The sequence below is a fragment of the Salinifilum aidingensis genome (assembly GCF_054782015.1).
Genome location: NZ_BAAGTH010000017.1, coordinates 38,836 through 61,479, shown reverse-complemented (window position 1 = coordinate 61,479; position 22,644 = coordinate 38,836). Strand labels below are relative to the sequence as shown.

18 protein-coding genes and 1 tRNA gene are annotated in these 22,644 nt (G+C 69.5%); 12 read left to right on the top strand and 7 right to left on the bottom strand.

Annotated features, from left to right (window positions below; genetic code table 11):
* Window positions 1-1,221: an NRAMP family divalent metal transporter gene (locus ACYVJE_RS20175; RefSeq protein ID WP_461145684.1), complete on the bottom strand. Its 1,221-nt coding sequence runs from the start codon at window positions 1,219-1,221 to the stop codon at window positions 1-3.
* Window positions 1,222-1,386: 165 nt separating this feature from the next.
* Between ACYVJE_RS20175 and ACYVJE_RS20170 the strand changes: the two genes are divergently transcribed.
* Window positions 1,387-2,103, top strand: coding sequence for a GntR family transcriptional regulator (locus ACYVJE_RS20170; protein ID WP_461145683.1), 717 nt, complete (start codon window positions 1,387-1,389; stop codon window positions 2,101-2,103).
* A 344-nt stretch (window positions 2,104-2,447) separates the two neighbouring features.
* Entirely contained in the window at window positions 2,448-3,992 is a 1,545-nt protein-coding gene (locus ACYVJE_RS20165; protein ID WP_461145682.1) for a UxaA family hydrolase, read from the top strand.
* Window positions 3,993-4,216: 224 nt separating this feature from the next.
* Here the strand turns inward: ACYVJE_RS20165 and ACYVJE_RS20160 are convergent, their stop codons facing one another.
* A complete protein-coding gene (locus ACYVJE_RS20160) occupies window positions 4,217-4,405 on the bottom strand; it encodes a DUF397 domain-containing protein (RefSeq protein ID WP_461145681.1) in 189 nt (62 codons plus the stop codon).
* A 1-nt stretch (window position 4,406) separates the two neighbouring features.
* Entirely contained in the window at window positions 4,407-5,249 is an 843-nt protein-coding gene (locus tag ACYVJE_RS20155; protein WP_461145680.1) for a helix-turn-helix domain-containing protein, read from the bottom strand.
* A 245-nt stretch (window positions 5,250-5,494) separates the two neighbouring features.
* Between ACYVJE_RS20155 and ACYVJE_RS20150 the strand changes: the two genes are divergently transcribed.
* Window positions 5,495-5,725 carry a hypothetical protein gene (locus ACYVJE_RS20150; protein ID WP_459158891.1) on the top strand — a complete coding sequence of 77 codons (231 nt, stop codon included), beginning with the start codon at window positions 5,495-5,497 and terminating at the stop codon, window positions 5,723-5,725.
* A 556-nt stretch (window positions 5,726-6,281) separates the two neighbouring features.
* Here the strand turns inward: ACYVJE_RS20150 and ACYVJE_RS20145 are convergent.
* Window positions 6,282-7,412: a PLP-dependent cysteine synthase family protein gene (locus ACYVJE_RS20145; RefSeq protein ID WP_461145679.1), complete on the bottom strand. Its 1,131-nt coding sequence runs from the start codon at window positions 7,410-7,412 to the stop codon at window positions 6,282-6,284.
* A 353-nt stretch (window positions 7,413-7,765) separates the two neighbouring features.
* On the opposite strand from ACYVJE_RS20145, the gene ACYVJE_RS20140 reads away from it, so the two are divergent.
* The 9 genes from ACYVJE_RS20140 to ACYVJE_RS20100 all read left to right on the top strand — a co-directional run bounded on the left by ACYVJE_RS20140 (window position 7,766) and on the right by ACYVJE_RS20100 (window position 20,201).
* Window positions 7,766-9,805, top strand: a complete 2,040-nt coding sequence (locus tag ACYVJE_RS20140; protein WP_461145678.1) for an arabinofuranosyltransferase — start codon at window positions 7,766-7,768, stop codon at window positions 9,803-9,805.
* 372 nt (window positions 9,806-10,177) lie between these two features.
* Window positions 10,178-11,494: an SLC13 family permease gene (locus tag ACYVJE_RS20135; protein ID WP_461145677.1), complete on the top strand. Its 1,317-nt coding sequence runs from the start codon at window positions 10,178-10,180 to the stop codon at window positions 11,492-11,494.
* 335 nt (window positions 11,495-11,829) lie between these two features.
* The gene (locus ACYVJE_RS20130; RefSeq protein WP_461145676.1) at window positions 11,830-12,888 is read left to right on the top strand and encodes a fatty acid desaturase family protein; all 1,059 of its coding nucleotides are present in this window, start codon (window positions 11,830-11,832) and stop codon (window positions 12,886-12,888) included.
* A gap of 214 nt (window positions 12,889-13,102) precedes the next feature.
* A complete protein-coding gene (locus tag ACYVJE_RS20125) occupies window positions 13,103-15,166 on the top strand; it encodes a putative bifunctional diguanylate cyclase/phosphodiesterase (RefSeq protein WP_461145675.1) in 2,064 nt (687 codons plus the stop codon).
* Between the two features lie 97 nt (window positions 15,167-15,263).
* A complete protein-coding gene (locus tag ACYVJE_RS20120) occupies window positions 15,264-15,938 on the top strand; it encodes a GAF domain-containing protein (RefSeq protein ID WP_461145674.1) in 675 nt (224 codons plus the stop codon).
* Window positions 15,939-15,975: 37 nt separating this feature from the next.
* Window positions 15,976-16,734 (top strand): GAF and ANTAR domain-containing protein, encoded by a 759-nt coding sequence (locus ACYVJE_RS20115; protein ID WP_459158883.1) that lies wholly within the window; start codon window positions 15,976-15,978, stop codon window positions 16,732-16,734.
* Between the two features lie 483 nt (window positions 16,735-17,217).
* Window positions 17,218-18,057 carry an SAM-dependent methyltransferase gene (locus ACYVJE_RS20110; protein WP_461145673.1) on the top strand — a complete coding sequence of 280 codons (840 nt, stop codon included), beginning with the start codon at window positions 17,218-17,220 and terminating at the stop codon, window positions 18,055-18,057.
* A 744-nt stretch (window positions 18,058-18,801) separates the two neighbouring features.
* Window positions 18,802-19,272, top strand: coding sequence for a DUF6973 domain-containing protein (locus ACYVJE_RS20105; RefSeq protein ID WP_461145672.1), 471 nt, complete (start codon window positions 18,802-18,804; stop codon window positions 19,270-19,272).
* Window positions 19,273-20,000: 728 nt separating this feature from the next.
* Window positions 20,001-20,201, top strand: a complete 201-nt coding sequence (locus ACYVJE_RS20100; protein WP_461145671.1) for a hypothetical protein — start codon at window positions 20,001-20,003, stop codon at window positions 20,199-20,201.
* Between the two features lie 1,056 nt (window positions 20,202-21,257).
* Here the strand turns inward: ACYVJE_RS20100 and ACYVJE_RS20095 are convergent.
* The 3 genes from ACYVJE_RS20095 to ACYVJE_RS20085 all read right to left on the bottom strand — a co-directional run bounded on the left by ACYVJE_RS20095 (window position 21,258) and on the right by ACYVJE_RS20085 (window position 22,445).
* Window positions 21,258-21,329: transfer RNA gene (locus ACYVJE_RS20095), tRNA-Val, on the bottom strand.
* 73 nt (window positions 21,330-21,402) lie between these two features.
* Window positions 21,403-21,867 (bottom strand): peroxiredoxin, encoded by a 465-nt coding sequence (locus tag ACYVJE_RS20090; protein ID WP_459158845.1) that lies wholly within the window; start codon window positions 21,865-21,867, stop codon window positions 21,403-21,405.
* A 140-nt stretch (window positions 21,868-22,007) separates the two neighbouring features.
* The gene (locus ACYVJE_RS20085) at window positions 22,008-22,445 is read right to left on the bottom strand and encodes a DUF3052 domain-containing protein (protein ID WP_459158844.1); all 438 of its coding nucleotides are present in this window, start codon (window positions 22,443-22,445) and stop codon (window positions 22,008-22,010) included.
* Window positions 22,446-22,644: the final 199 nt, after the last annotated feature.

Genomic DNA, 22,644 nt, shown 5'->3' with positions numbered 1-22,644 from the left:
TCAGCTCCACAGCTCCGCGATTCCGGACAACGAGTTCGCCCCCAGGTACACCGTCAGCAGCCAGGCCAGCACGCCGATCACGAGCAGCCACCGCGGGTAGCGGTAACCGCCGAGCAGGTCGGTGCGCCGCAGCGCGATCCACATGAGCACGCCGAACCCGACGGGCAGGATGAGGCCGTTGACCGCCCCGGCCAGCACGAGCAGCGTTTTCGGGGCCTGGTCGAGCAGCAGGAACACCGCCGCGGACACGGCGATGAACGCGCCGATGAGCCAGTTCCGCGCGGCGGAGAGCTTCGGCGAGAACGTCACGAGGAACGACACGGAGGTGTAGGAGGCGCCGACGACGGAGGTGAGGCTGGCGGCCCAGAGGATGACGCCGAACAGCCGCGCGCCGGCCTCGCCCGCAGCGTGCCCGAAGGCCGCGGCGGTGGGGTTTCCGCCGGTCAGCGTGGCCCCGCCGGCGACGACGCCGAGGATGGCGAGGAACAGCACGATCCGCATCACGCCGGTGACCAGCAGCGACACCACGGAGCTGCGGCTGACCTCGGTGACCCGGTCGGGGCCGGTCAGACCGGCGTCGACGATGCGGTGCGCGCCGGCGTAGGTGATGTAACCGCCGACGGTGCCACCGATGAGCGTGGTGATGGCGAGGAAGTCGACCTGCTCGGGCAGCACCGACTGGTGCAGCGCCTCGCCGACCGGCGGGGCGGAGGAGGCGGTGACGTACAGGGTCAGCAGGATCATCGCGCCGCCGAGGGCCACGACGATGCGGTCCATGGCCACCCCGGCGCGGCGGCTGAGGAAGATGCCGATGGCGATCAGCGCGGAGACCGCACCGCCGATCTTGACGTTGAGGCCGAACAGCGCGTCGAGCCCGAGGGCGGTGCCGGAGACGTTGCCGATGTTGAACACGAGGCCGCCGAAGACGACGAGCGCGGCCATCGCGTAACCCAGCCCCGGCAGCACCCGGTTGCCGAGGTCCTGCGCGCGCAGTCCCGAGACGCCGATGACGCGCCAGACGTTCAGCTGCACCGCGATGTCGACGAGGATGGACACGAGGACGGCGAAGGCGAACGCCGCGCCGAGCTGCACGGTGAACTCGGTCGTCTGCGTCAGGAATCCGGGGCCGATGGCGCTGGTGGCCATGAGGAAGACCGCGCCGAGCATCGCCCCGCGGCCGCCTGCCCGCCGGGCTGTGCGCGTGGAGAGGTTCTGGCCCATGCCGCTCCGATCACACGGTCCCCACCTGCGGTGGTGAGGAGGTTCGATGGCGTCACCCAGTGCGACGTTGGGCGGCAACCTAATGGATTGTTCAACAATCCTGCAATAGGTCGCAGTGGATAGACTGCACGGGACGAAGATCGCGGAGCGACACGGGGGTCGGCCATGACCGGGAGCGAGACCCGAGACGAGACCCGAGACTGGGGCGAGGTGCTCGCCGCCGATCGCGCCCTGCTCGATCGGACGAGCACCGCCGAGCGCGTGGCCGACGTCCTGCGGCAGCGGATCATCGAAGGGGCGCTCGCCCCCGGCACGCGCCTGTCCGAGGAGACCGCCGGGCGGGCGCTGGCCGTCTCCCGCAACACGCTGCGCGAGGCGTTCCGACTGCTGGTGCACGAACGGCTGCTCGTGCACGAGTTCCACCGCGGGGTGTTCGTCCGCGTGCTCAGCGCCGCCGACGTCATCGACCTCTACCGGATGCGGCGCATGCTGGAGACGAGCGCCCTGCGCGCGGCCGACCCCGCGGCCGAGGGGGCGGCCGCGGTGGACGCGGCGGTCTCCGAAGGGCAGCGCGCCGCGTCCGAGCAGCGCTGGTGGGACGTGGGCACGGCGAACATGCGGTTCCACCAAGCTGTCGCCGCGCTCGCCGGCAGCGAGCGCGTGGACGAGACGATGCGGCAGCTGCTGGCGGAACTGCGTCTGGCCTTCCACGTGATGTCCAGGCCGCGGGAGTTCCACGAGCCCTTCCTGGAGCGCAACCGCGTCATCGCCGATCTGCTGCTGGCCGGGCGCCCCGCCGAGGCGACCCGGGCCCTGGAGGACTACTTCGACCTCGCCGAGGACCAGCTCGTCGCGGCCTACCGCGACGTCGCCCCGTCCTGACGCGTCCTCCCCCCTTCGGGTGGTTTGAACATTGAGCGAGAAATGTTTCCTCCCAGCGCAGCAGGGCCCTCGCCGCCCCCTTCCTCCCATCGGACTCGCGCGCATCCGCTTCCACCGCGCCCCGCCGGCGCTCGGTGACCGCGCGACGACACCGCGTTGACACGGCCTCGGCCCGGACCTACCGTGCTCACGATGCCAACAATCGTCCGATATTTCGGACACCCGCGGGTGCCCGCACGAGCACCGGTGCCGGTGCCTGTGCAGGCACCGGGAGCCCGCTGTCGGACCGCGTGGCATCGCGCAGCACCCGGCCCGCAGTGACCAGCACATCCCACGGGAGCGCCATGTCGACCGCCGCGAGCACGCCCAGCCTCATCCACCTCCGGGACGTCGACGACGTCGCCATCGCGGCCGAGGACCTCTCCCCCGGCGCGCCCGCCGCTGTCGGCCAGGACGTCCTCACCGCGCGCGGCGAGGTCGGCCGCGGCCACAAGATCGCCGTCCGGGACCTGCGGGCCGGCGACCCGGTCCGCCGCTACGGGCAGATCATCGGATTCGCCAGCACCGACATCGCCAGCGGCGAGCACGTCCACGAGCACAACCTCGAATACCGGGAGTTCCGCCGCGACTACGAGTTCGCCGTCGAAGCGCAGCCGGAGCAGCTGCTGCCCGAGGCGCAGCGCGCCACCTTCCAGGGCTACCGCCGCAGCGACGGCACGGTCGGCACGCGCAACTTCCTCGGCGTGCTCACCAGCGTGAACTGCTCCGCCACCGCGGCCAAGAACATCGCCCAGCGCATGCGCTTCTCCGGCGCGCTCGACGACTTCGACAACGTCGACGGCATCGTGGCCCTCACCCACGGGACCGGCTGCGGCATGGCTCCGGACGGCGAGGGCATCGAGGTGCTGCGCCGCGTCATGCGCGGCTACCTCACGCACCCGAACTTCGCCGGGTTCCTCGTGCTCGGGCTGGGCTGCGAGGACAACCAGATCGTCAAGCTCACCGAGGACGTGCCGATGCGCAACGACGTGCCCGTGGTGACCAGCACGATCCAGGAGCTCGGCGGTACCACGAAAACGGTGCGCGAAGGCGTGGCCCGGATGACCGAGATGCTGCCGGAAGCGGACAAGGCCCGCCGGGAGACCGTGCCCGCCTCGGAACTCGTCCTCGGCGCCGAGTGCGGCGGCTCCGACGCGTATTCGGGCATCACCGCCAACCCGGCCCTCGGCTCGGCGGTCGACCGGATCGTCGAGCAGGGCGGCACCGGCATCGTCGGGGAAACACCGGAGATCTACGGCGCCGAGCACATGCTGCTGCGTCGCGCCGCCTCCTCCGCCGTGGCGCAGAAACTCGTCGACCGCATCGCCTGGTGGCAGGACTACACCGCGAAGAACGGCGGGTCGATGGACAACAACCCCTCCCCCGGCAACAAGGCGGGCGGGCTGACCACGATCCTGGAGAAGTCGCTGGGTGCGGCGGCGAAGGCCGGCACGACCACCATGCGCGACGTCGTCGAGTACGGCGAACCCGTCACCGAGCGGGGTTTCGTGTTCATGGACACCCCGGGCTACGACCCGGTGTCGGTGACCGGCATGGTCGCCGGCGGCGCCAACCTCGTCTGCTTCACCACCGGCCGCGGCTCGGCGTTCGGCTGCGCGCCGGTGCCGAGCCTGAAGCTGGCCACGAACACCCCGCTCTACGAGCACATGCACGAGGACATGGACGTCAACTGCGGGCGGATCACCGACGGCGCGGCCACCGTCGACGAGGTCGGCGAGGAGCTGTTCCAGCACGTGCTGCGCGTGGCCTCCGGCGAGCGGACCAAGAGCGAGGAGCTCGGCTACGGCGAGGAGGAGTTCGTCCCCTGGCACATCGGCACGGTGATGTGACCGCGACCGACGTCGGCCTCAGCCCCGGTTCCCGGGAACGCCCCACGCGCTGCAACCGCGGTTCGACGTCGATGCCCTGCTCGGCGGCTCACCGGCGGGCCGGGTGGCGCCTGGCCCGCGTCCGCGCGAACGGCGAGGCGGTGACGCCGGGCTTCGGCGCAGTTCATCCCGGCCGCGCGAAGCGGCACCCCGAGAAGCCCGGGGTGCCGCCCGGTCCGCGCGGTTCACGCGAAGCGGTCCGACTTGACCGCCGCGATGAACGCCTGCCACTGCGATCGGTCAGCGGTGAAGTAGCCGAGGCTGCGGTCCTTGGTGTCGCGCACGGCCGCACCGTGGTCAGTACGGCCGACCTCCACGCAGCTGCTGTTGACGCCGGAACGGCTGGACTTCCTCCAGTTGCTCGGGGAAGGCACGTCAGCTCCTTTCAAGTTCCTTTGCGATCTCCGCCATGAGGTCGGCAGACTCATCCGGGCTCATAGCTACCTGCGGGAGGCTATCCGCCGCTTCGCGGTACGCCTGCACGTCCCGATCGTCGTAGAGGAACGCAGGGCCTCGGTAGTGTTCGAGGTGCACGATCGGCGAGGCCTTCGGGAACTCGTAGAGCACGAACGCGCCTTCATGCGCCAAAGTCCAGTGCTTCAGCGAAGGAAGCACCCGGATCGTGATGTTCGACTCCTGGGTCAGGCCGTGCAAGTGCCGTACTTGCTCCGCCATGACCTTCTCACCGCCGAGCGGTTCCCGGAGGGCTCGTTCAGCGATCGTCACGTCCACCTGCGATGGAATCGTGAGCGCGATGGAGCGAGCCATGCGCAGCTCGACGCGCACATCCCGCTGATCCGGAGGAAGGCTCGACATCATCTCGGCGGCGTAGGCACGTGTCTGCATCGGGCCGGGAACGAGGATCGGGGCCACGTGCAGCACCCGTTCAGCTGACCGGTCGAACTCAGAGAGCTCGATGAGGTGGCGATGGAGTCCCTTGGACCCGTCGGCGATCATGTTCGGCTCGGTGGCCGTCTCTGCAAAATGAATGATCTCGTCGTACCTGTCTCCGGTGACTCCGAGCGTCCCCAGAACCCTGGCCACGTATTCGGGCTTTGGTGCACGTTCACCGCGTTCGTAGCGGGACACGGTTCCCGGCGCGACGTCCAGCTGAGCAGCCAGGTCGCGCACGGTCATGTCAGCGTCCTCGCGCAACTCTCGCAGCTCAGCGCCGAGAAGGCGTGCTTTGGGCGTCTGCCCGTCGTTGGCTCCGGCCATGAGTCAACCGTAATCGACCCACTCGGATGTGATCGACACTCGATCGAAGTATTGATCATTTGTCTCCGGAGTCAGATGGTTGTTCACGGAAACAACAGATGATCCAGCGTCACGTTCCTGGCACTGGACCCTACGAAGGAGATGATCATGCGGAAACGCTGGGAAGAGTGGCGTCGGCGGAGGCAGCGCGAACGCCGGCGCAAGCGGGTCAAGCTCGACAAGCACCCCGTTCCGGGGGTGGTCCGGTGACGTCCCGACGGACACGACTCGCCGGGCTCCTGCGCGGGGCCCAATGGGCGCTCGACGACGTCGCGTTCCGGACCCCGCGGGGAGAGGTCGGCGAATCCGAGTGCTCCGAATTGGCCCAGCAGCTGGAAGAAGTCGCCCGGCAGCTGCGCCTGCACGTGATCCACGAGATCAGGACGACCCGCGAGATCAAGGCCACCGGCGAGATCGAGATGGGAGATCGCACGTGATCGACCGCTCATGCCATGACACGCCGTGGATTTGCGGGGAACTCTCACCCGCCATCGCGTCGGGGAGCCCTTTCCCGCCGGCGAAGCCGTTCCAGGACCTCGCCCTGCTGCACCGCGCCCTCGACGGACTGCGGGCCCTCTGATGGCGGCGGGCGGGATCGAATGGTGGTCCTGCGCCGAGGTTTTCGAGCCGGACGGCCTCGACGCGAGCACGCGTGACCGGCGCCTGAGCCGCACCCCGGACGCGGTGCGCCGAGTGCGGGAATCCCTGCTGGAAGCACCGGCCCGGAGGGCGCCGGGACCGGTGCCGCGGTACCAAGTAGCCACTCGTACCGCCGAACAGCATAGACCCCCGCACCGGAGGTGATCGGAGGCGACCGCGGCAGCGGCGGCGCTGCCGCGGTCATCTCGCGCCTCAGCGAAACCACCGGTGTCGGGGAGGGCGGGCACGATCACCGGGGCGAGGACGTGACCGATCGGTTCCGGGGGGTGTCGGTGTCCGCAGTCGAGGAGTTGGTGCTGACGGAAGAACGCCGCGCCCCGCACGGTAGGCGGTTCAGTCGAGGACCCCGCTGCTCAGGAACGAGTGCAGGCGCTGCAGCGGCGGTTCGATGTCGATGCCCTCCGCGGCGAGCCATTCGTCCGAGTAGTACTTGTCGAAGTAGCGGTCGCCCGGATCGCAGAGGAACGTGACCACGCTGCCGGTGCGCCCCGCGGCGAGCATCTCGGCCACGATGCGGAACGCCGCCCACAGCCCGGTGCCGGTGGAGGCGCCGGCGCGGCGGCCGAGCATCTCCTGCAACCGGCGGATCGCCGCGATCGCGGCGGCGTCCGGCACGCGCATCATGCGGTCGATCGCGGTGCCGAGGAAGCTCGGCTCCACCCGCTGGCGGCCGATGCCCTCGATGCGCGAACCCACCTCGGTGGTCACCAGCGGATCGGCCGACTCCCACGCCGGCAGGAACGCCGAGTTCTCCGGATCGGCCACGCAGAGGCCGGTGTGCCGCCCGGTGTAGGTGACGTAGCGGGCCAGGGTGGCCGAGGTTCCGCCGGTGCCCGCGGTGGCCACGATCCAGTCCGGTTCCGGGTGGCGCTCGGCCGACATCTGCGCGAACAGCGACTCGGCGATGTTGTTGTTGCCGCGCCAGTCCGTGGCGCGCTCGGCGTAGGTGAACTGGTCCATGTAGTGGCCGCCGGTTTCGGCGGCCAGCCGCACCGCCGCGTCGTAGACCTCGCTCGCGCGGTCGGTGAAGTGGCACTTCCCGCCGTAGAGCTCGATCAGCTCGATCTTGTTGCGGCTGGTGCCCTTGGCCATGACGGCGATGAACGGCACGCCGATGAGCTGCGCGAAGTACGCCTCGGAGACCGCGGTCGACCCGCTGGAGGCCTCGATGACCGGGCGACCGCGGCGGATCCACCCGTTGCACAGCCCGTACAGGTACAGCGAGCGGGCCAGGCGGTGCTTCAGCGAACCGGTCGGGTGCGTCGACTCGTCCTTGAGGTAGAGGTCCACGCCCCACTCGGCCGGCAGCGGCACGGACAGCAGGTGCGTGTCGGAGGAGCGGTTCTCCTCGGCCTTGATCCTGGCCACCGCGTCGACGACCCACCGCCGGTGCTCGGGGTCCGCGCGGTTGATGTCGACCTCGGACCCACCACCGCGATGTCCCCCGATCGTGCCCTCCGCCATGCGTCCTCCAAGGCCGGCTGCGCAACCACGCCGCCGGCCGGTTCTGCGCGGCGCCCGGAACCGTCCCCTCCGGCGGCAGCCGGACACCGCGGAATTCGCGTCCCGCCCAGTGTCGCAGCCCCGCGGGCGGCACCTGGCCCGGCGGTTCGCCGAACGGCGCTCGAGCGGTGGATGAACTCCCGGCGAACACCGGGCGTCCCCGGAGGGGACGCGGGCCGCGGCGACCGCGGCATCCGAGGAGCGCACGATCGCACCGCAGCCCCCCGATCACCCCCGTGCACGGCGTCTAGGAGCATCTGCCCGAGACGCACCAGCCGAGGTCGCCACCCCCGACGTGATCAGCGAGGTCGCCCGTGACCGAAACCGTGCCGCGCCCGGCGACGGTCGATCCGAGTTCGCGGGAGCAGCCGCACCGCTCCTCGTCGACGCGCCCGCGGGTGCTCAACACCGTGCTCGAGCTCGGGGCGGGCTCCGTGCTCGCGGTCGTGGTGAGCATGCTGCTGCAGTTCGCCATCGCGCACCTGGGCTTCAGCGAGCCCGGTTACGCACCGGAGGAGTTGACGGTGACGGGAGTCGCCGCTGCCCTGGGAGTGCTGGCGCTGCTGGCGGTGTACGGCTACCGGCGTCGACCGCGGTGGTTGCTGCTGGGCGGCACCTGGACCGCTCTGTCCGCTTTCACCACGGTGGCGCTGGCGACACCGCTGCAGAGCACGCGCTACTTCTTCGGCGGTTCGGGAGGCGACAACGCCTTCCGGATGCAGTACATGACCCGGATGGCCGAGACGCTGGGCCTGGCCGACATGAACTACGCCGACGCCGCGCCGTACTACCCGGCCGGCTGGTTCTGGTTGGGCGGTCGTTTCGCCAACCTCCTGGGCTGGCCGGGCTGGGCCGCGTACAAGCCCTACTCCATCGTGTGGATCGCGGTGGCGGCGGTCGTGGCGTTCACGCTGTGGGGCCTGCTGGTGAACCGCCGCCTCGCCCTGCTCGCGGCGTCGGCGACCACGCTGATCGGGATGGCGACCGGCGGGTTCGTGTGGACCCCGATCGGCGTCGGGGAGCCCTACGCCTGGCCGTCGGCGGCCTGGCTGCCCCCGATCGCGGTGCTGACCTGGCGCGCGCTGGGGCACGCCTCCCGCCCGTCGTACTGGACGCTGGTCGGCATCGGTGCCTACCTCGGCTTCGCCGCGGCCACCTACACCCTCTACTTCGGATTCGCCGTGCTGCTCACGGTGACCATGGCCGTCGTGCTCGCGGTGCTGCGGGTGCGCGGCGGCGAGCGGGCGGTGCCCGTGGCGCGCGACCAGTTCCTGCGGCTCGTGCCGATCGGAGCTGTGAGCCTCGCGATCGCGCTGCTGGTGTGGGTCCCGTACCTGCTGGCCACGGACTTCCTGCTGAACGCCCCCTCGAGCGCCGCCCCGCGCTACCTGGCCTCGGGGAGCGCGTACCTGCCGGTGCCGATGACGGAGGCCGGTGCCTTCGGGGCGATCTGCCTGGCCGGACTGGCCTGGCTGGTCCTGCGGTGCCGCCGCCACGACACCGCGGCCGCGCTGCTGTGCGTGGCCATCGCGGTGTACGGGTGGTTCGGCCTGTCCACGCTGGCCCTGTTCGCCGACACCTCGCTGCTGGCCTTCCGGATGCACCCGGTGTTCGAGCTGGTGCTGGCCACGGCCGGGATCTTCGGTGCCGCGGAGCTGCTCGGCCACCTGCGGCGCACGAACGCGGTCCGGAACTCGGCCCTGTCCCTCACCGCCTTCGCCGCCGTCCTCGGCCTGCTGGGTGCGATCAGCCTGGAGCACGAGGCGCTCAAGGGGAACCTGGCCGGGGGCCTGCAGCTCGCCTACGAGGACCACTACCCGTCCGGCGTCAACGCGCAGGGCGCGAGCGATCCCACCACCGACGGCGCGCACAACGACGAGCTCATCGCCGCGATCGATGAGCTCTCCGGGCGGCAACCCGAGGACAACATCGTGCTCACCACCCACTTCGAGCCGCTGGTGTTCCGGCCGTACTGGGGCTTCCAGCACAAGACCCCGCACTACGCCAGCCCGGTCGCCCACTACGACCAGCGCAACGATGTGATCACCAGGTGGTCGCACGCGCAGGACAGCCGGCAGCTGCTGACCATGCTCGACCGCAGCGACTTCGCCGCGCCGAACGTGTTCGTCCTGCGCAACCCCTCCGCGCAAGGTGACGCGAACATCGACCCGGCCACCAAGGAGCGGGCCACCCCGCGCACCTCCGACGACTTCACCATGACCATCAGGGAGGACGCCTTCCCCCGCATGCCCGGGCACTACGAGTACCAGGTGCACTTCGACCCCGCCGTGTTCCACTCACCGGAGTTCAGCCACCGCCAGGCCGGACCGTTCACCGTCATCGCCCGCCGCTGACCCACCCCGGCGCGGCGCCGCGAGGGCCGCTCCCGCCACCCGTGCTCCCGGAACGCGCCGCGGCGACACCGGGCGCTCCGCCCACGACCCTCGGCGCACGCCCCACCACGAGCGGTGTCCGCTGTGGCCGGACACCGCGGGGGCGGGAGCACTCGTTGCGGAAAGCGCTCCTCCGGAAAACGCACCACCGGGGAGAAAACGGAAATCCCGCCCGCGGAATTGTTCCGAACAGCATGAGTGCGCGTTTTCTAGCGATTTTGTTGCGGATGTTGGCCCTGTGTACGCTGCCGCCCCCGAATCGGTCCGCGCGTTCTTGCCCGGACAGCACCCGCACCAGCCACCGGCGTCTCGAGGCCTGCTATGACCCTGCACGTGATCGCACTGCTCCTGCTGGCGCTGATGTTCGCGGCCGCCTCCCTGTGGTCGGTCAACCTGGGCGTCCTCGCGCTGGTCGGCGCGTTCGTCATCGGAGTCGGTGCCGCCGGACTCGACCCGGACGCGGTCCTGGACGGGTTCCCGGGCGACCTGTTCGTCATGCTCGTGGGCGTGACCTACCTGTTCAGCATCGCCCAGCAGAACGGGTCGCTGCAGCGCATCGTGGAGAGCGGGATGCGGGTGGTGGGCAACCGCACCGTCGCGATCCCGTGGCTGATGTTCGCGGTCACCACGGCCGTCGCCGCCGCCGGCGCGCTGAGCGCGGCGGCGGTGGCGATCGTGTCACCTCTGGCGATGCGCATCGCCGAACAGCACCGGTTGAACCCGCTGCTGATGGGCCTGATGGTGGTCCAGGGCGCCACCGCCGGCTCCTTCTCGCCGCTCAGCCCGTTCGGGGCCATCACCAACGACCTGCTCAAGTCGAGTTCCCTGCCGTCCCAGCAGGGCTCGCTGTTCCTCCACTCCTTCCTGTTCAACCTCGCCCTGGCCGTGGTGGTCTTCGTCGTCTTCGGCGGGCTCAAGCTCATCCGCGATCGCGTGCGCACGGCGAACTCCGCAGCGCAGCAACGCGTTCTGGTCGGCGCCGCGCCCGGGGGATCGACTACGACCGGCGGATCGGCCGACTCGGCCGACGAGGAGGAGACCCCCGAGGCGCCCGCGGGGCGGCTGAACACCGAGCAGGTCATCACCCTGCTCGGCATCGCCTCGTTGATCGTCGGCGCGACAGCGTTCCAGCTCGACGTGGGATTCACCGCGTTGACGATCGGGCTGCTGCTGACCGCGTTCGGGCCGAACCGCTACTCCCAGACCCTCACCAGCCTGCCGTGGTCGGCGATCGTGCTGGTGTGCGGCGTGCTGACCTACGTCACCGCGCTCGAGGAAATCGGGACGATCGAGTTCCTCCAGAAATCCATCACCGTGTCCGGCAACCCGCTGCTCACCGCGCTGGCCGCCGCCTACATCGGCGGCCTCGTCTCCGCGTTCGCCTCCACCGCCGGGATCCTCGGGGCTTCGATCCCGCTGACCATCCCGCTGCTGGAGGACGGTCTGCTGCCGATCACCGGCACGATCACCGCCGTGGCCATCGCCTCCAGCGTGGTCGACGTCAGTCCCATGTCGACGAACGGAGCGCTGCTGGTGGCCAACCAGCGCGGCATGGAAGCGAAGCTGTTCTTCCGGAAACTGCTGTCCTGGGCCGTTCCCGTCATCGCGCTGGCGCCCGCCGCGTGCTGGCTCATCTTCGTCGCCATCTGACCGGCGTCGCGCACGAAACCGCCGGCCGGCGGGGCTTCCCCGTGCGCGGCCGGTGTCCGTGCCCGCCCTCGAGCGCGGCGACGCTCCGCTGCCGAACCCCCTGTTGATCACGGAACTCCGCACAGAGCTGTTTCCCCGGCAGTCCCCCGGCCCTCTTCACTCGATCGAAGAGCCGCGTGCGGAGGTCCCGAGGCGGGAATAGGGTGCTGCGCGCGAAGCTCGGTGGGGCGTGGTTGAACAGGGGCGAACCTAGCAGGAGGCCGATCATGACTTCCGGTGCAGAGCACGCGGGTGGCCGACGGGGCTCTCGACGCTCCTGGGCAGACTCCGGGGAGATGCCGGGGAAGCCGGAGGAAGGTCCGGCCGGTGAGGGCGCAGGACGGGGCAGCGACTTCGCAGACCTCGTTCGAACGGTCAAACAACGCGGCTTGCTGGGGCGCCGCCGCCGCTATTACGCGTGGAAGATGGGTCTCAACGGTGCGACGTTGGCGATCGTCGCGTGGGGGTTCGCGTCGCTCGGGGATTCCTGGTGGCAGCTCATCACAGCGGTCGTCCTGGGCGGTGTGTTCACTCAGCTGGCCTTCATCGGACACGACGCCGGGCACCGCCAGATCTTTCGCACTCGTCGGGCGAACGATGTGGTGGGCCATGTCCACGGGTGCCTCACGGGGATCAGCTACGGCTGGTGGGTCGGCAAGCACCGGCGCCACCATGCCAATCCGAACCACGAGGATGCGGACCCGGATATCGACATCCAGGCCCTGGCCTTCACCTCCGAGCAATCCCGGACCAAGCGCGGAGTGCACCGGTGGATGGCGAAGTACCAGGCGTTCCTGTTCCTTCCGCTGCTGACCTTGGAGGGGATCGCCCTCCACGTGCGCAGCGCCCGGGCCGTGCTGGGTCAGCAGGTGAAGGCGCACCGCGTGGAAACCGCTCTGCTCACTGGTCATGTCGCGGGGTACTTGGCGTCGGTGCTCCTCGTGCTGTCACCGATCAAAGCGGTGGCGTTCATCGCGCTGCACCAAGCGGTGTGGGGCGTGTACATGGGGTGTGCATTCGCGCCCAACCACAAGGGAATGCCGGTCCTCTCCCCTACCGAGCAGAGGGACTTCCTGCGCAAGCAGGTGCTCACCTCCCGGAACATCCGCGGGAGCCGCTTCGTGGACTTCCTGCTCGGCGGTCTGAACTACCAGATCGAGCACCACCTCTTCCCCAGCATGCCGCGGCCGAACCTGCGTCACGCGCAGCGCATCGTGCGCGAACACTGCGCCAGCCGAGGAGTGTTGTACAGCCAGTGCGGCCTGTTCCACTCCTACGCACTGGTCTTGCGGCACCTGCACGCGGTCGGTGAGCCACTGCGGAACCCCTCGCGCGCATGCGCTCCACCGGCATGACGCCTCGCGTGCGCCGGCGTCGTCGACGTGGAACGCGAGCGCGGCGGAGGCGCTCAACTCGGGGCCGGCCACTCCGACGGCCCGCAGAGCAGGCGATGAGCACGTCTCGAAGGATGCGGCGTAACGTTGCGAAGCACTTCCTCCTTCACGGACGGTGTGGACATGACTACGCTACTGCATCCGGGTGTTCCGTCGTTGAGCTCGAGGTGAGACGGTGCGCACTCCTCTGTCCGATGATCAGCTGGCCTGGACCGTCATAGCCCGCAAGTTGTGGCTGCCGGAGGCGGCTGTGCTGGTCAGCGCCCCGGACGGGACGGTGGTGCGTGCCAGCGAGCAGGCAGCTGAGCTCGCCGGGGAGGCCTCACCCGACGGTTTGGTGGGCCGCAGGGTGACCGAGCTGTTGGTGCCCGACGGTGCGGTGTTGCGGCTGCGCGGGCGCGGTCCGGGCCTGAGCCTGGTGCGCACGGTGACCTGGCTGCACGGCGACGACGACCGGTTGCGGGTGACAGCCTTGGTCGACATCTCGGACCTGGCAGAAGTGTCGAGCCGAGTTCCGGTGCATCGGCGGGTCGGACGGGTCGAGCCCACCGCGGGCCTGGCAGGCCCTGCCCTGCGGGACGTGCAACGCGCGGCCCGGATCGGGATGTGGGAATGGGACGCGGTGCACGAGGTCATCCGTCCGTCAGGTGTTCTGCGCGAGCTCACCGGCCGGCAGCGTGACGTCGGAGTGCCCTTCGAGGAATACCTGGCCGCCGTGCACCCCGACGATCAGGCGCGGGTGCGCGAGGCCTGGTCGGTCCTGGTGAACCACCAGCACCCCGTCGAAGTCGAGCATCGCTACGTGCGGCCGGATGCCACGGTGCGGATGTTCCGCGTGCGCGGCACGGCGACCCGGGACGACGAGGGCCGCGTGCACCTGAGCGGAACGGTCCAGGACATCACCGACCAGCGGGAAACGGCTCCCGCGACGTTTCCCGGCGCCGGCCGCGATGCCATAACCGGGTTGCCCAACCGCGCAGCTGCCCATGAACTGCTCGCTGGTCTGCTCGGTCAGACCGGCGCCGGGAACGTGGCGGTGTTGACCTGCCGGATCGACAACTTCAAGCGGATCGTCACCTCGCTGGGGCACGACGCCGGGGACGAACTGCTCGTCGTCCTGGCTCGCCGCTTGACCGACGGGCTGGGGCAGGAGTGCATCCCTGCGCGCGTCACCGGCGAGGACGAGTTCGCGATCATCTGCTCCGGTCTCGCGACCTCAGGCGAGCTGGATGCGCTGACAGTTCAGGTATCCGGGCTGATGCAAACCCCGGCGCCGATACGAGGCCGGCTGCTGCAGGTTTCGACCTCCATCGGCGCCGCAGTTCACGACGGCCAAGCGGGCGTCGAGGATCTCCTGCGCTTTGCCACCGCGGCGATGGGCGAGGCCAGAGAGCAGGGTCTCGGCCAAGTGCACCAAGCCGGCCCGGCGCTGATGACCTCCGCGGACCAGCAGGTACGCATCGAAGGAGAACTGCGGGAGGCCGTGCACCGCGGCGAACTGGAGGTGCACTACCAGCCGATCGTCGGCGCCGACGGAACCATCCTCGCTGCGGAAGCGCTGGTGCGCTGGTCACACCCGGACCGCGGACTGCTCACCCCGGGAGCGTTCCTACCGGTGGCCGAACGGGGCGGGCTGTTGCGCGAGCTCGACCACTGGGTCCTGCGCACCGCGCTGCACCACGCGGCTCGCTGGCACCAGCCGCACGGCAGGCACGTCGGTATCGCCGTGAACCTCTCCGGGCTCGTGCCCGCTGACCCGGGGTTCGACGATCTCGTCGAAGCGGCCGTGGCCGATTCCGGTCTCGATTGGCAGCGCCTGATCCTGGAACTGGTGGAGACCGAGCTGGGCAAGCCGCGCGTCCAGACCCGCCAAGGCATGCTGGGCGTCGCGCGGCGCGGGGCCCGCTTCGCCATCGACGACTTCGGCACCGGCTACTCGTCCCTGGCGCGGTTCAAGCACTTGCCCACCGCTCTGATCAAGATCGACCGCCAGTTCACCGCCGGCGTCGAAGACGACCTCGCGGACCGGGCCCTGGTCCAGTCGATCATCGACATGACGCATGCCCTGGAACGACGCTGCATCGTCGAGGGCGTGGAAACGGCCGGGCAATTCCATGCGCTCGTCGAGCTCGGCGCGGACGCCTACCAGGGCTGGCTGTTCACCCGGGCAATGCCCGAAGCTGACTTCAGCGCCCTGCTGACCCGCTCACCTCTGTACGTCCCCCCGCGCGAGGCGTGATCGCCTTCAGAAACCCGGGGCAGACAGTCCACGGCAGAAGGGGGAACATGAACCTATGAGCACCCACGGGCGCACGCGGCTGCAAATGCTGCTCGCCTTGACCGATGAGGACCGCACCAGGTCGATGCTGGAGCTCATCGCCGCGCGCACGGTGTCCGCGCTGACCGTGTCCGGCGCGGGAATCACCGTGCTGTCCAGCAACGGGAACGGGTCCCTACCGCGACGTGGGCTGGTGTACGCCACGGACGCGATCAGTCACCAACTCGATCAACTGCAGGTGACCGTCGGCGAAGGCCCGTGCCTCGACGCGTTCGAGTCCGTGGCGCCGGTCCTGATCGAGGACCTGGTCTCCGACCGGGACAGGTGGCCCGGTTTCGCCCCGAGCGCCCACGAACTCGGGGTGGCTGCGGTGTTCTCCTTCCCCTTGCTGGTGGGGGTGGTGCAGCTGGGGTCGCTCGATGCCTACCGCGACACCACCGGCCCGCTGAACGAACAGGAGTACAGCGACGCCCTCCTGCTCGCCCAGGCCGCCACCCAGGCCCTGCTGGAGGAGATCGGAGGACGCACCGCCGATGACGCGACGTGGCTGACCGACACCCACACCCCCGTTCACGAAGCCACGGGCATGGTTGCTGCTCAGCTCGGCGTCACCATGGACGTAGCCCTGCTGCGCCTGCGCGCACATGCCTACACCCACGCTCTGCTGGTCACCGAGGTGGCCAGCCAGGTCACCACCAGGACCCTGCGCTTCAGCCCCGAAGCAACCGAATGAAGCCACCGCGTGGCACCGGTGAGGAAGAGACACAGTGATGAGCGACGAGCGCGAACAACACGTGGCCGAGGCCTTTGTCACCCTGGCCGACACACTCGTCGACGAGTTCGACGTACTCGACTTCCTGAACGCGCTGGCCGAACAGGCCACCGAACTGCTCAACATCTCGGCAGCCGGGGTCGTGCTGTCCGACCAGCGGGGCGGGCTCGCCACCACCGCCGCCTCGTCGCCGCAGGCGCGCGTGCTCGAACTCGTCGCCGTTCAAACCGACGACGGCCCCTGCAGGGACTGCCTCCACACCGGCACCATCGTGACCAGTTCGGAACTGGCCACCGAGACCGACCGCTGGCCCCGGTTCGCCCCCACCGCCGAACAACACGGCTACCGAGCGGCCTCGGCGGTACCGATGCGGCTACGCGGCCAGATCATCGGAGCACTGACGCTGCTCAACGAGCGCCCCGGGCACGTCGACGAGAACAGCACTCGCCTCGGCCAGGCACTGGCCGACGTGGCCACCATCAGCATCCTGCAACAGCGCGCCATCGACCGCAGCGAAATCCTGTCCGAACAGCTCCAAGCCACCCTCAACAACAACGTCACCCTCGCCCAAGCCCGTGGAGTTCTCGCCGAACACGGCGACTTGTCCCTGCCGCAAGCCCACGCCCTGCTCCGCGCCCACGCGCGCCGAAGCAACCAGCGCCTTTCCGCGCTCGCCCGCAGCATCGCCGACGGAAGCCTCGAGCCGCACGCACTGCTCGACCACGGCGTCCCGGCGACGGACCGAGCATCCGATTAGGGCAGGCTTGGGGACGATCGGCTCGGTTGTGCGATTGGCCGTGGTGCTCATGGTTCAGGGGCGCGCGGTTGCCTACGTGGGCGGCGAACGCCTTGAGAACGCCGGCGAAGTCGTCAACGCGAGGGGGTCCGGCCCGTCATCGCGGTTGAACGTAGCCGTGGGCCGGGTGATCGCGGTGCGAAACCGCGAGTCGTAGTCACCCAGGTAGTCACCCAGGAGCTCAGCGGGGTGCCGCTCGCCGAGAGATACCCCGTTGACCTGGGAAGAGGGGATGACCTGGAAAGGAAGTGGGCGCAGCTGGGCTCGAACCAGCTGCCCCTTGCTTGCAAGTCAACGCGCCACGCGGGCGACCTCGGGCTGCGCACTCCGCGACCTGCGAGGAGGCCGCACGAGCCCGCAGACGTCCGCGGCCCTGGCCACTGGCCACCCGATCGTGTATCCAGTACCGAGTGCGATCAGGAGAGGCTGCGCAAGGGGGAACCGATGGACCGCGAGGACGTCCCGAGCACGCACGCGCACCCGGATGACGGCGATCCGGACGGTGCGGCGACCGCACCCGCGGTGGATACCGCCACCCCGAACGTCGCCCGGATGTACGACTACTACCTCGGCGGATCAGCCAACTTCGCCGCCGACCGCGACGCCGCCGAACGGGCCTTGGCCGTCACGCCGGAAATCGGGCGGTTCGCCCGAGCGAACCGCTCCTTCCTCCACCGGGCCGTGGCGCACCTGTGCGAGCAGGGCATCGACCAGTTCCTCGACCTCGGCTCCGGGATCCCCACCGCCGGCAACGTCCACGAGATCGCCCACCAGCACGACCCGCACGCCCGCGTGGCCTACGTCGACCACGAAGTCATCGCCGTGACCTACGCCCGGAGGCTGCTGGCAGACGACCCGCGTGTGAGCGTCACGCACGCCGACGTCCGCGAACCCGAACAGGTCCTGTCCGCGCCGGGCGTTGCCGAGCTGCTGGACTTCACCCGCCCCGTCGCGGTGCTGGCCGTGGCGATCCTGCACTTCGTGCCCGATGCCGACGACCCCTCAGGCATCCTGCGGTCCTACCGCGCCGCCTGCGCCCCGGACAGCTACGTGGCCCTGACCCACGCCGCCACCACCACCATGGCCGAGCAGGAAGTCGACAGCGGCCAACGGGTCTACAGCAACACCACCACCCCGCTGATCATCCGCGACCGCACCGAAATCGCCGCGTTGCTCGAAGACCGCACACCGGTCGACCCCGGCCTCGTGCCCGTGAACCACTGGCCCACCACCGGCGACGAGACCCCCGCCAACGGCTACGCCGCCATCGTCCACTTGCCGTGAGCACCTCGAAGAACGCGCTGCCGCAGCGCCGTGACCACGCCAGTCCGGGAGCCTCCCGACGGGCCGCGTTGACGCACCTCGGCGCCGAGGGGCTCCGCGTGCGGGCGGTCGGGGCCGGGGGGAAGACCCGGCCCCGACCGCTTCGGGGATGCCGCTGCGGCCGGCCCGTCGTCGAGCCGCAGAACGGTTCCGGGAACGCAGAGGCCTGCACTCCCCCGCGGACGCACCGCACAGCCCGAACCGCGGTCGATCTCGGCCTGAGGGGCGAGATCGACCCGGGAATTTCCGATCGTGGCGACGAGCTGAAGCGAATTCCTGCGGCACATGCGGGAGAGCTGCCAGCATGGCGGTGAGTTGATCACGATTCAGCACCAGGTTGGCAGCGGGCGTCGGGGGCGTTGAAATGCGAGCAGATGCCGGTACGAACCAGGGGGGAAGCACCCGGAGCCGCGGAACCACCGCTCTCGGTGCGCTGTGGGCGCTGGCTCTGTTCGGTTGGATCGTCCTGCTGGGGATCGAGTGGTACCTCACCGGGTCGACGGCGTGCCCGTTGACTCCCACCTCGTCCGTCTACGGGACTGCCGAGTGGTCGTGGCTCCCACCGGGACGTACGTGCACGTGGCAGCTGCCTGGGGGGACGCACACCGATGCGCCGTCACTGGCGCGCGTGGGCATCGCACTGCTCTTCATCTTGTGGGGCGGCAGCCTGCTGGTGCTTCGCCGCAACCGAAAAGGAGCGTAGGCATGGCGGACAACGGAGACCTGGGGGCCGAGAAGCTCCGGGACACGACCTTACGCGAACGGGATCAAGCAGGGATTCGAGCAAGCGCCTACTACTACCCGCCGGGGTGGGGCGAGGCGCTGGACTGCGCGTGGGCCGTCGGTCCGTTCGACTGCAACACCGCGCGTGCCGATTCCGAGACCGCTCTGGCCAGTGCGCAGACCGAGTTCCCGAACCTCGCAGGGCACAACGACAAAGCTGACGCGTACCGGCACTGCTACTGGAACGCGCTGATGACCGTGCACATCGGCGCGGACCAGGCCGAGGAAGTCGCTGACCTGCACGAGGACAACAACCCCAACCCGCCCGGCGAACGGACCATGGACCTGCACAACAACGCGGTCGGCCGCAACCTCGGCGCTACCAACGAGGCCCAGGCCAAATCGATGTCCTTGGCCGCGGCCAACGACGGCCGCTTGCAACTGGCACCCTGATGCAGTAGCGCTCCTGGGCCCCAGATGAGTCCCAGGTGAGTCCCAGGAGCGCTCATCGCTCGTCGTAATCGTGCGCTCGCAAGCGAGCGCACCCCGCGGACGACCTCGGGATTCATACGCCCTGACCCGCGAAGGTAGTTCGTTCGAGTCCGCGGACGTCCGCGGCCCTCTGGCCGCGTTGTCACCCGATGTGTTCCCCGGAGACCGACTGCTGCGAGGGATGGATCGGAGCCGGCGAGGTGATCACCCGAGGTCGTTCCCTCGTGCGCGAGGAGCACCACAGTGACGCTGCTGCGCTGATCTGCACCCGCGGATCACCCCCGCGTGCGCGGGGAACACCCTTGATGACCAGGTACGTTAGCAGACGGAACCCCGCTGCAGGTTCAGTCCGCGCAAGGAGCACGCAGAGCCGAGCGGACTCGGAAGACCGGCCTGCTCGCCGCCCAGCAATTCCGCGCTCCCCGGAGGCACCAGCTCAGCTACACGAACCCCCGCGCCCGGCGCGGGCGGTTGCGGCACCTCTGTCGCCTGACGACGCGACATCCGAACGCGCCAGCATGCTCACTCCACGCCCAGCAGGCACACGCCCCCGAGCGAGCTCGAGATCCACGTGTCGTAGCTGCGGTGGAAGTTCGCACGGATCCGTTGCCGTTCCTGCGACGATCGGCCAACCGCAGTCCTCCAACATGCCCCACCCACACCCGCGCGAGACACGAACGCAGGTGCTGATGAAGCGCACACCGCTCTGGTTTCTGGTGACCGAGTCGATCATCATGGCCCTGGTCTTGACGTCCCTGCTGTCCACGGTCACGTCTGATCGCTCATCGCTGCTACCCGATGCGGTCACGTGGGTGGTCATCGTGCTCGCGGCACTCGCGCTGCTGGTGATTCTCGCCGAGATCGGACGGCGGAAGTTCCGCGGTTCCTGATCGCGACAACCACCGGCCGCCCGAACCCCTGGGTGACAGCGCAGGCTGCGAACGCGCCAGTGCTGGCTACGCGTTCACCAGCGACCGCAACAGCTCCTTCGAGCTCGTTGCCTCGCAGGCACGTACGCCGCACACGGTTCGGCCGACCGACGAGCTCCGCGGGTGCGGAATTGCGCCCTCCCCAAGGTCGTTCGCAGCATCGCCCCGTCATCACCGAGCCCGGGCCGTAGACCGGATCTTCACGATGCGAAACCGGGAGCAGGAGTCGGCTCAGCAGTTCGGTGAAGCGACCGGTGAGCGGCGCCCCACCGATTTGGCCCCGCGTGCGCGGGGAGCACTTCGCCGGGTCCACCACGAAATGATGGTTGCGGGGATCACCCCTGCCTGCGCGGGGAGCACAGCTGGCGTCGGCGCACGCTCGGGCCTGGTTCCGGAACACCCCCGCGTGCGCGGGGAGCACGGCACCGCCACATGTCTGCTCAGCGTGCTGAGCGGATCACCCCCGCGTGCGCGGGGAGCACATCTTCGGGTTGTCCTTGGTGATCTTGCTCTGCGGATCACCCCCGCGTGCGCGGGGAGCACTCTTGATGACCAGGAACGATAGCAGAGGCGATCCCGCTGTTGATTCAGTTCCCACGCACGGAGCAGCGCGGGTCGAGAGGCCCCGGAAGACTCGCCTTCTTCGACCTTGCATATTCGCGCCGCGCGGAAATCAGCTCCGTACCGCGAACAGCCGCTCGGCTCCGCACTCGGCCGGGGAGCTGAAGCGACATCCCTGCCACCGACGACGGGGCATCCGAGCTCCGCGCAGGTGGACGCACGCCGCGCCGCCCCAGCTCCGAGCAGAGCCGCGGCGGACGCTCGGGCACGACAGCAGCCGGAGCCCCGACCCGTTCAGAACCGGTAGGCCCGCTCCGCCTCCGCCGAGCCGACCGCGACGCCGGCTCGGCTCCTCGCGGACGGAGAGCGCGAGCCGTAGTCACCCAGGTAGTCACCCAGCGCCTCGGCGAACGACATCCCGCGGGAACAACGACCCGCTGAACTGGGAAAAGAAGGTGGGCGCAGCTGGGCTCGAACCAGCGACCCCTTGCTTGTAAGGCAAGTGCTCTTCCGCTGAGCTATGCGCCCCGGACGTGGCCGACCGGCAGGTCGAACCGTTGATCCCACTCTACCGGTGGGCCACGCGCGGTGCTCAGGTGGTTCAGGCCGCCAGCTCCGCCAGGGCCTTCTTCCACCCTTCCTGATCGCGCGGGTCACCGGGCTGGTTCACCTCGGCGAAGCGCACGACGCCCTCCTTGTCGACCAGGAAGGTCCCGCGCAGCGCCATGCCCGCGTCGGCGTTGAACACGCCGTAGGCCTGCGCGGTCTCACCGTGCGGCCAGAAGTCCGACAGCAGCGGGAAGGTGAAGCCCTCCTGGTCGGACCAGGCCTTCAGCGAGAACGGCGTGTCCACGGAAACACCGAGGATCTGCACGTTCTCGTTCTGGAACGAGCTCAGGTCGTCCCGCACCTGGCACAGCTCGCCCTGGCAGACACCGCTGAACGCGAACGGGTAGAAAACCACGAGCACGTTCTTCTGACCGCGGTAGTCGGACAGCGAGACCTGCTGCTTGTTGTAGTCCGGCAGTGTGAAGTCCGGCGCCTGCGCACCGACCTCAACCGTCATGAGTGCACCCTTCGTTCGACATGAGGTTTCCCGATCGAACCTACACCGCGCAGACCGGTGCAGGCATGACCATCGGACCGGGCGACGGCCCGGTGCGGGGCCGGGGTGGGCGCCTCGCGCGGAGCGCCCACCGCCGAGCTTCAGCGCTTCCCGGCCTTGGCCCGGCGCCCGCCGAGGCGCGTTCCCAGCCAGTTCTCGCCGATGTTGACGTTGGCCGTCTGCGCCAGGTTCGCGGTGTCGGCGGCCTCGGCGATATCGCTCGGCTCGACGTACCCCTCCCGGCCCGTCTTGGGGGTCAGCACCCAGATGACCCCCTCGTCCGACAGCGGAGTCATCGCATCGAGAAGAGTGTCCGTCAGGTCGCCATCGTCATCACGCCACCACAGCAGCACGACGTCGACCACCTCGTCGGCATCTTCCTCGAGCAGGTCACTCCCGCAACGCTCTTCGATCGCGGCCCGGACGTCGTCATCGACATCCTCGTCCCAGCCGAGTTCCTGGACGATCAGGTCCGGCTCGATCGCAAGCCGGTCGGCGACGTCGACTTCGCCTTTGCCGGCGTCTCCCGCGGCGACCACGGTGCTCTCACTCCTCCAATGCTGTGGTGCGGTTGCCACCGCACGTGGATCTTTCCGATGCGGTCGTCAGCGAACACTGCCAAGTGCCCCCGGCGCAACCGCTCGCGTGCCCGACACGCCGACGGCGTCTCGTGTGATCCGACTCTAGCCCCCGCGCGCCAGCGGGGACACCCGGAGGAGGGCCAAACTCCGCATCCGC

Excerpts from the sequence above, each read along its gene's own strand:
- ACYVJE_RS20175 (WP_461145684.1), bottom strand. The coding sequence starts at position 1,221 with ATGGGCCAGAACCTCTCCACGCGCACAGCCCGGCGGGCAGGCGGCCGC.
- ACYVJE_RS20170 (WP_461145683.1), top strand. The coding sequence starts at position 1,387 with ATGACCGGGAGCGAGACCCGAGACGAGACCCGAGACTGGGGCGAGGTG.
- ACYVJE_RS20165 (WP_461145682.1), top strand. The coding sequence starts at position 2,448 with ATGTCGACCGCCGCGAGCACGCCCAGCCTCATCCACCTCCGGGACGTC.
- ACYVJE_RS20155 (WP_461145680.1), bottom strand. The coding sequence starts at position 5,249 with ATGGCCGGAGCCAACGACGGGCAGACGCCCAAAGCACGCCTTCTCGGC.
- ACYVJE_RS20145 (WP_461145679.1), bottom strand. The coding sequence starts at position 7,412 with ATGGCGGAGGGCACGATCGGGGGACATCGCGGTGGTGGGTCCGAGGTC.
- ACYVJE_RS20130 (WP_461145676.1), top strand. The coding sequence starts at position 11,830 with ATGCCGGGGAAGCCGGAGGAAGGTCCGGCCGGTGAGGGCGCAGGACGG.
- ACYVJE_RS20115 (WP_459158883.1), top strand. The coding sequence starts at position 15,976 with ATGAGCGACGAGCGCGAACAACACGTGGCCGAGGCCTTTGTCACCCTG.
- ACYVJE_RS20110 (WP_461145673.1), top strand. The coding sequence starts at position 17,218 with ATGGACCGCGAGGACGTCCCGAGCACGCACGCGCACCCGGATGACGGC.
- ACYVJE_RS20105 (WP_461145672.1), top strand. The coding sequence starts at position 18,802 with ATGGCGGACAACGGAGACCTGGGGGCCGAGAAGCTCCGGGACACGACC.
- ACYVJE_RS20100 (WP_461145671.1), top strand. The coding sequence starts at position 20,001 with ATGAAGCGCACACCGCTCTGGTTTCTGGTGACCGAGTCGATCATCATG.
- ACYVJE_RS20090 (WP_459158845.1), bottom strand. The coding sequence starts at position 21,867 with ATGACGGTTGAGGTCGGTGCGCAGGCGCCGGACTTCACACTGCCGGAC.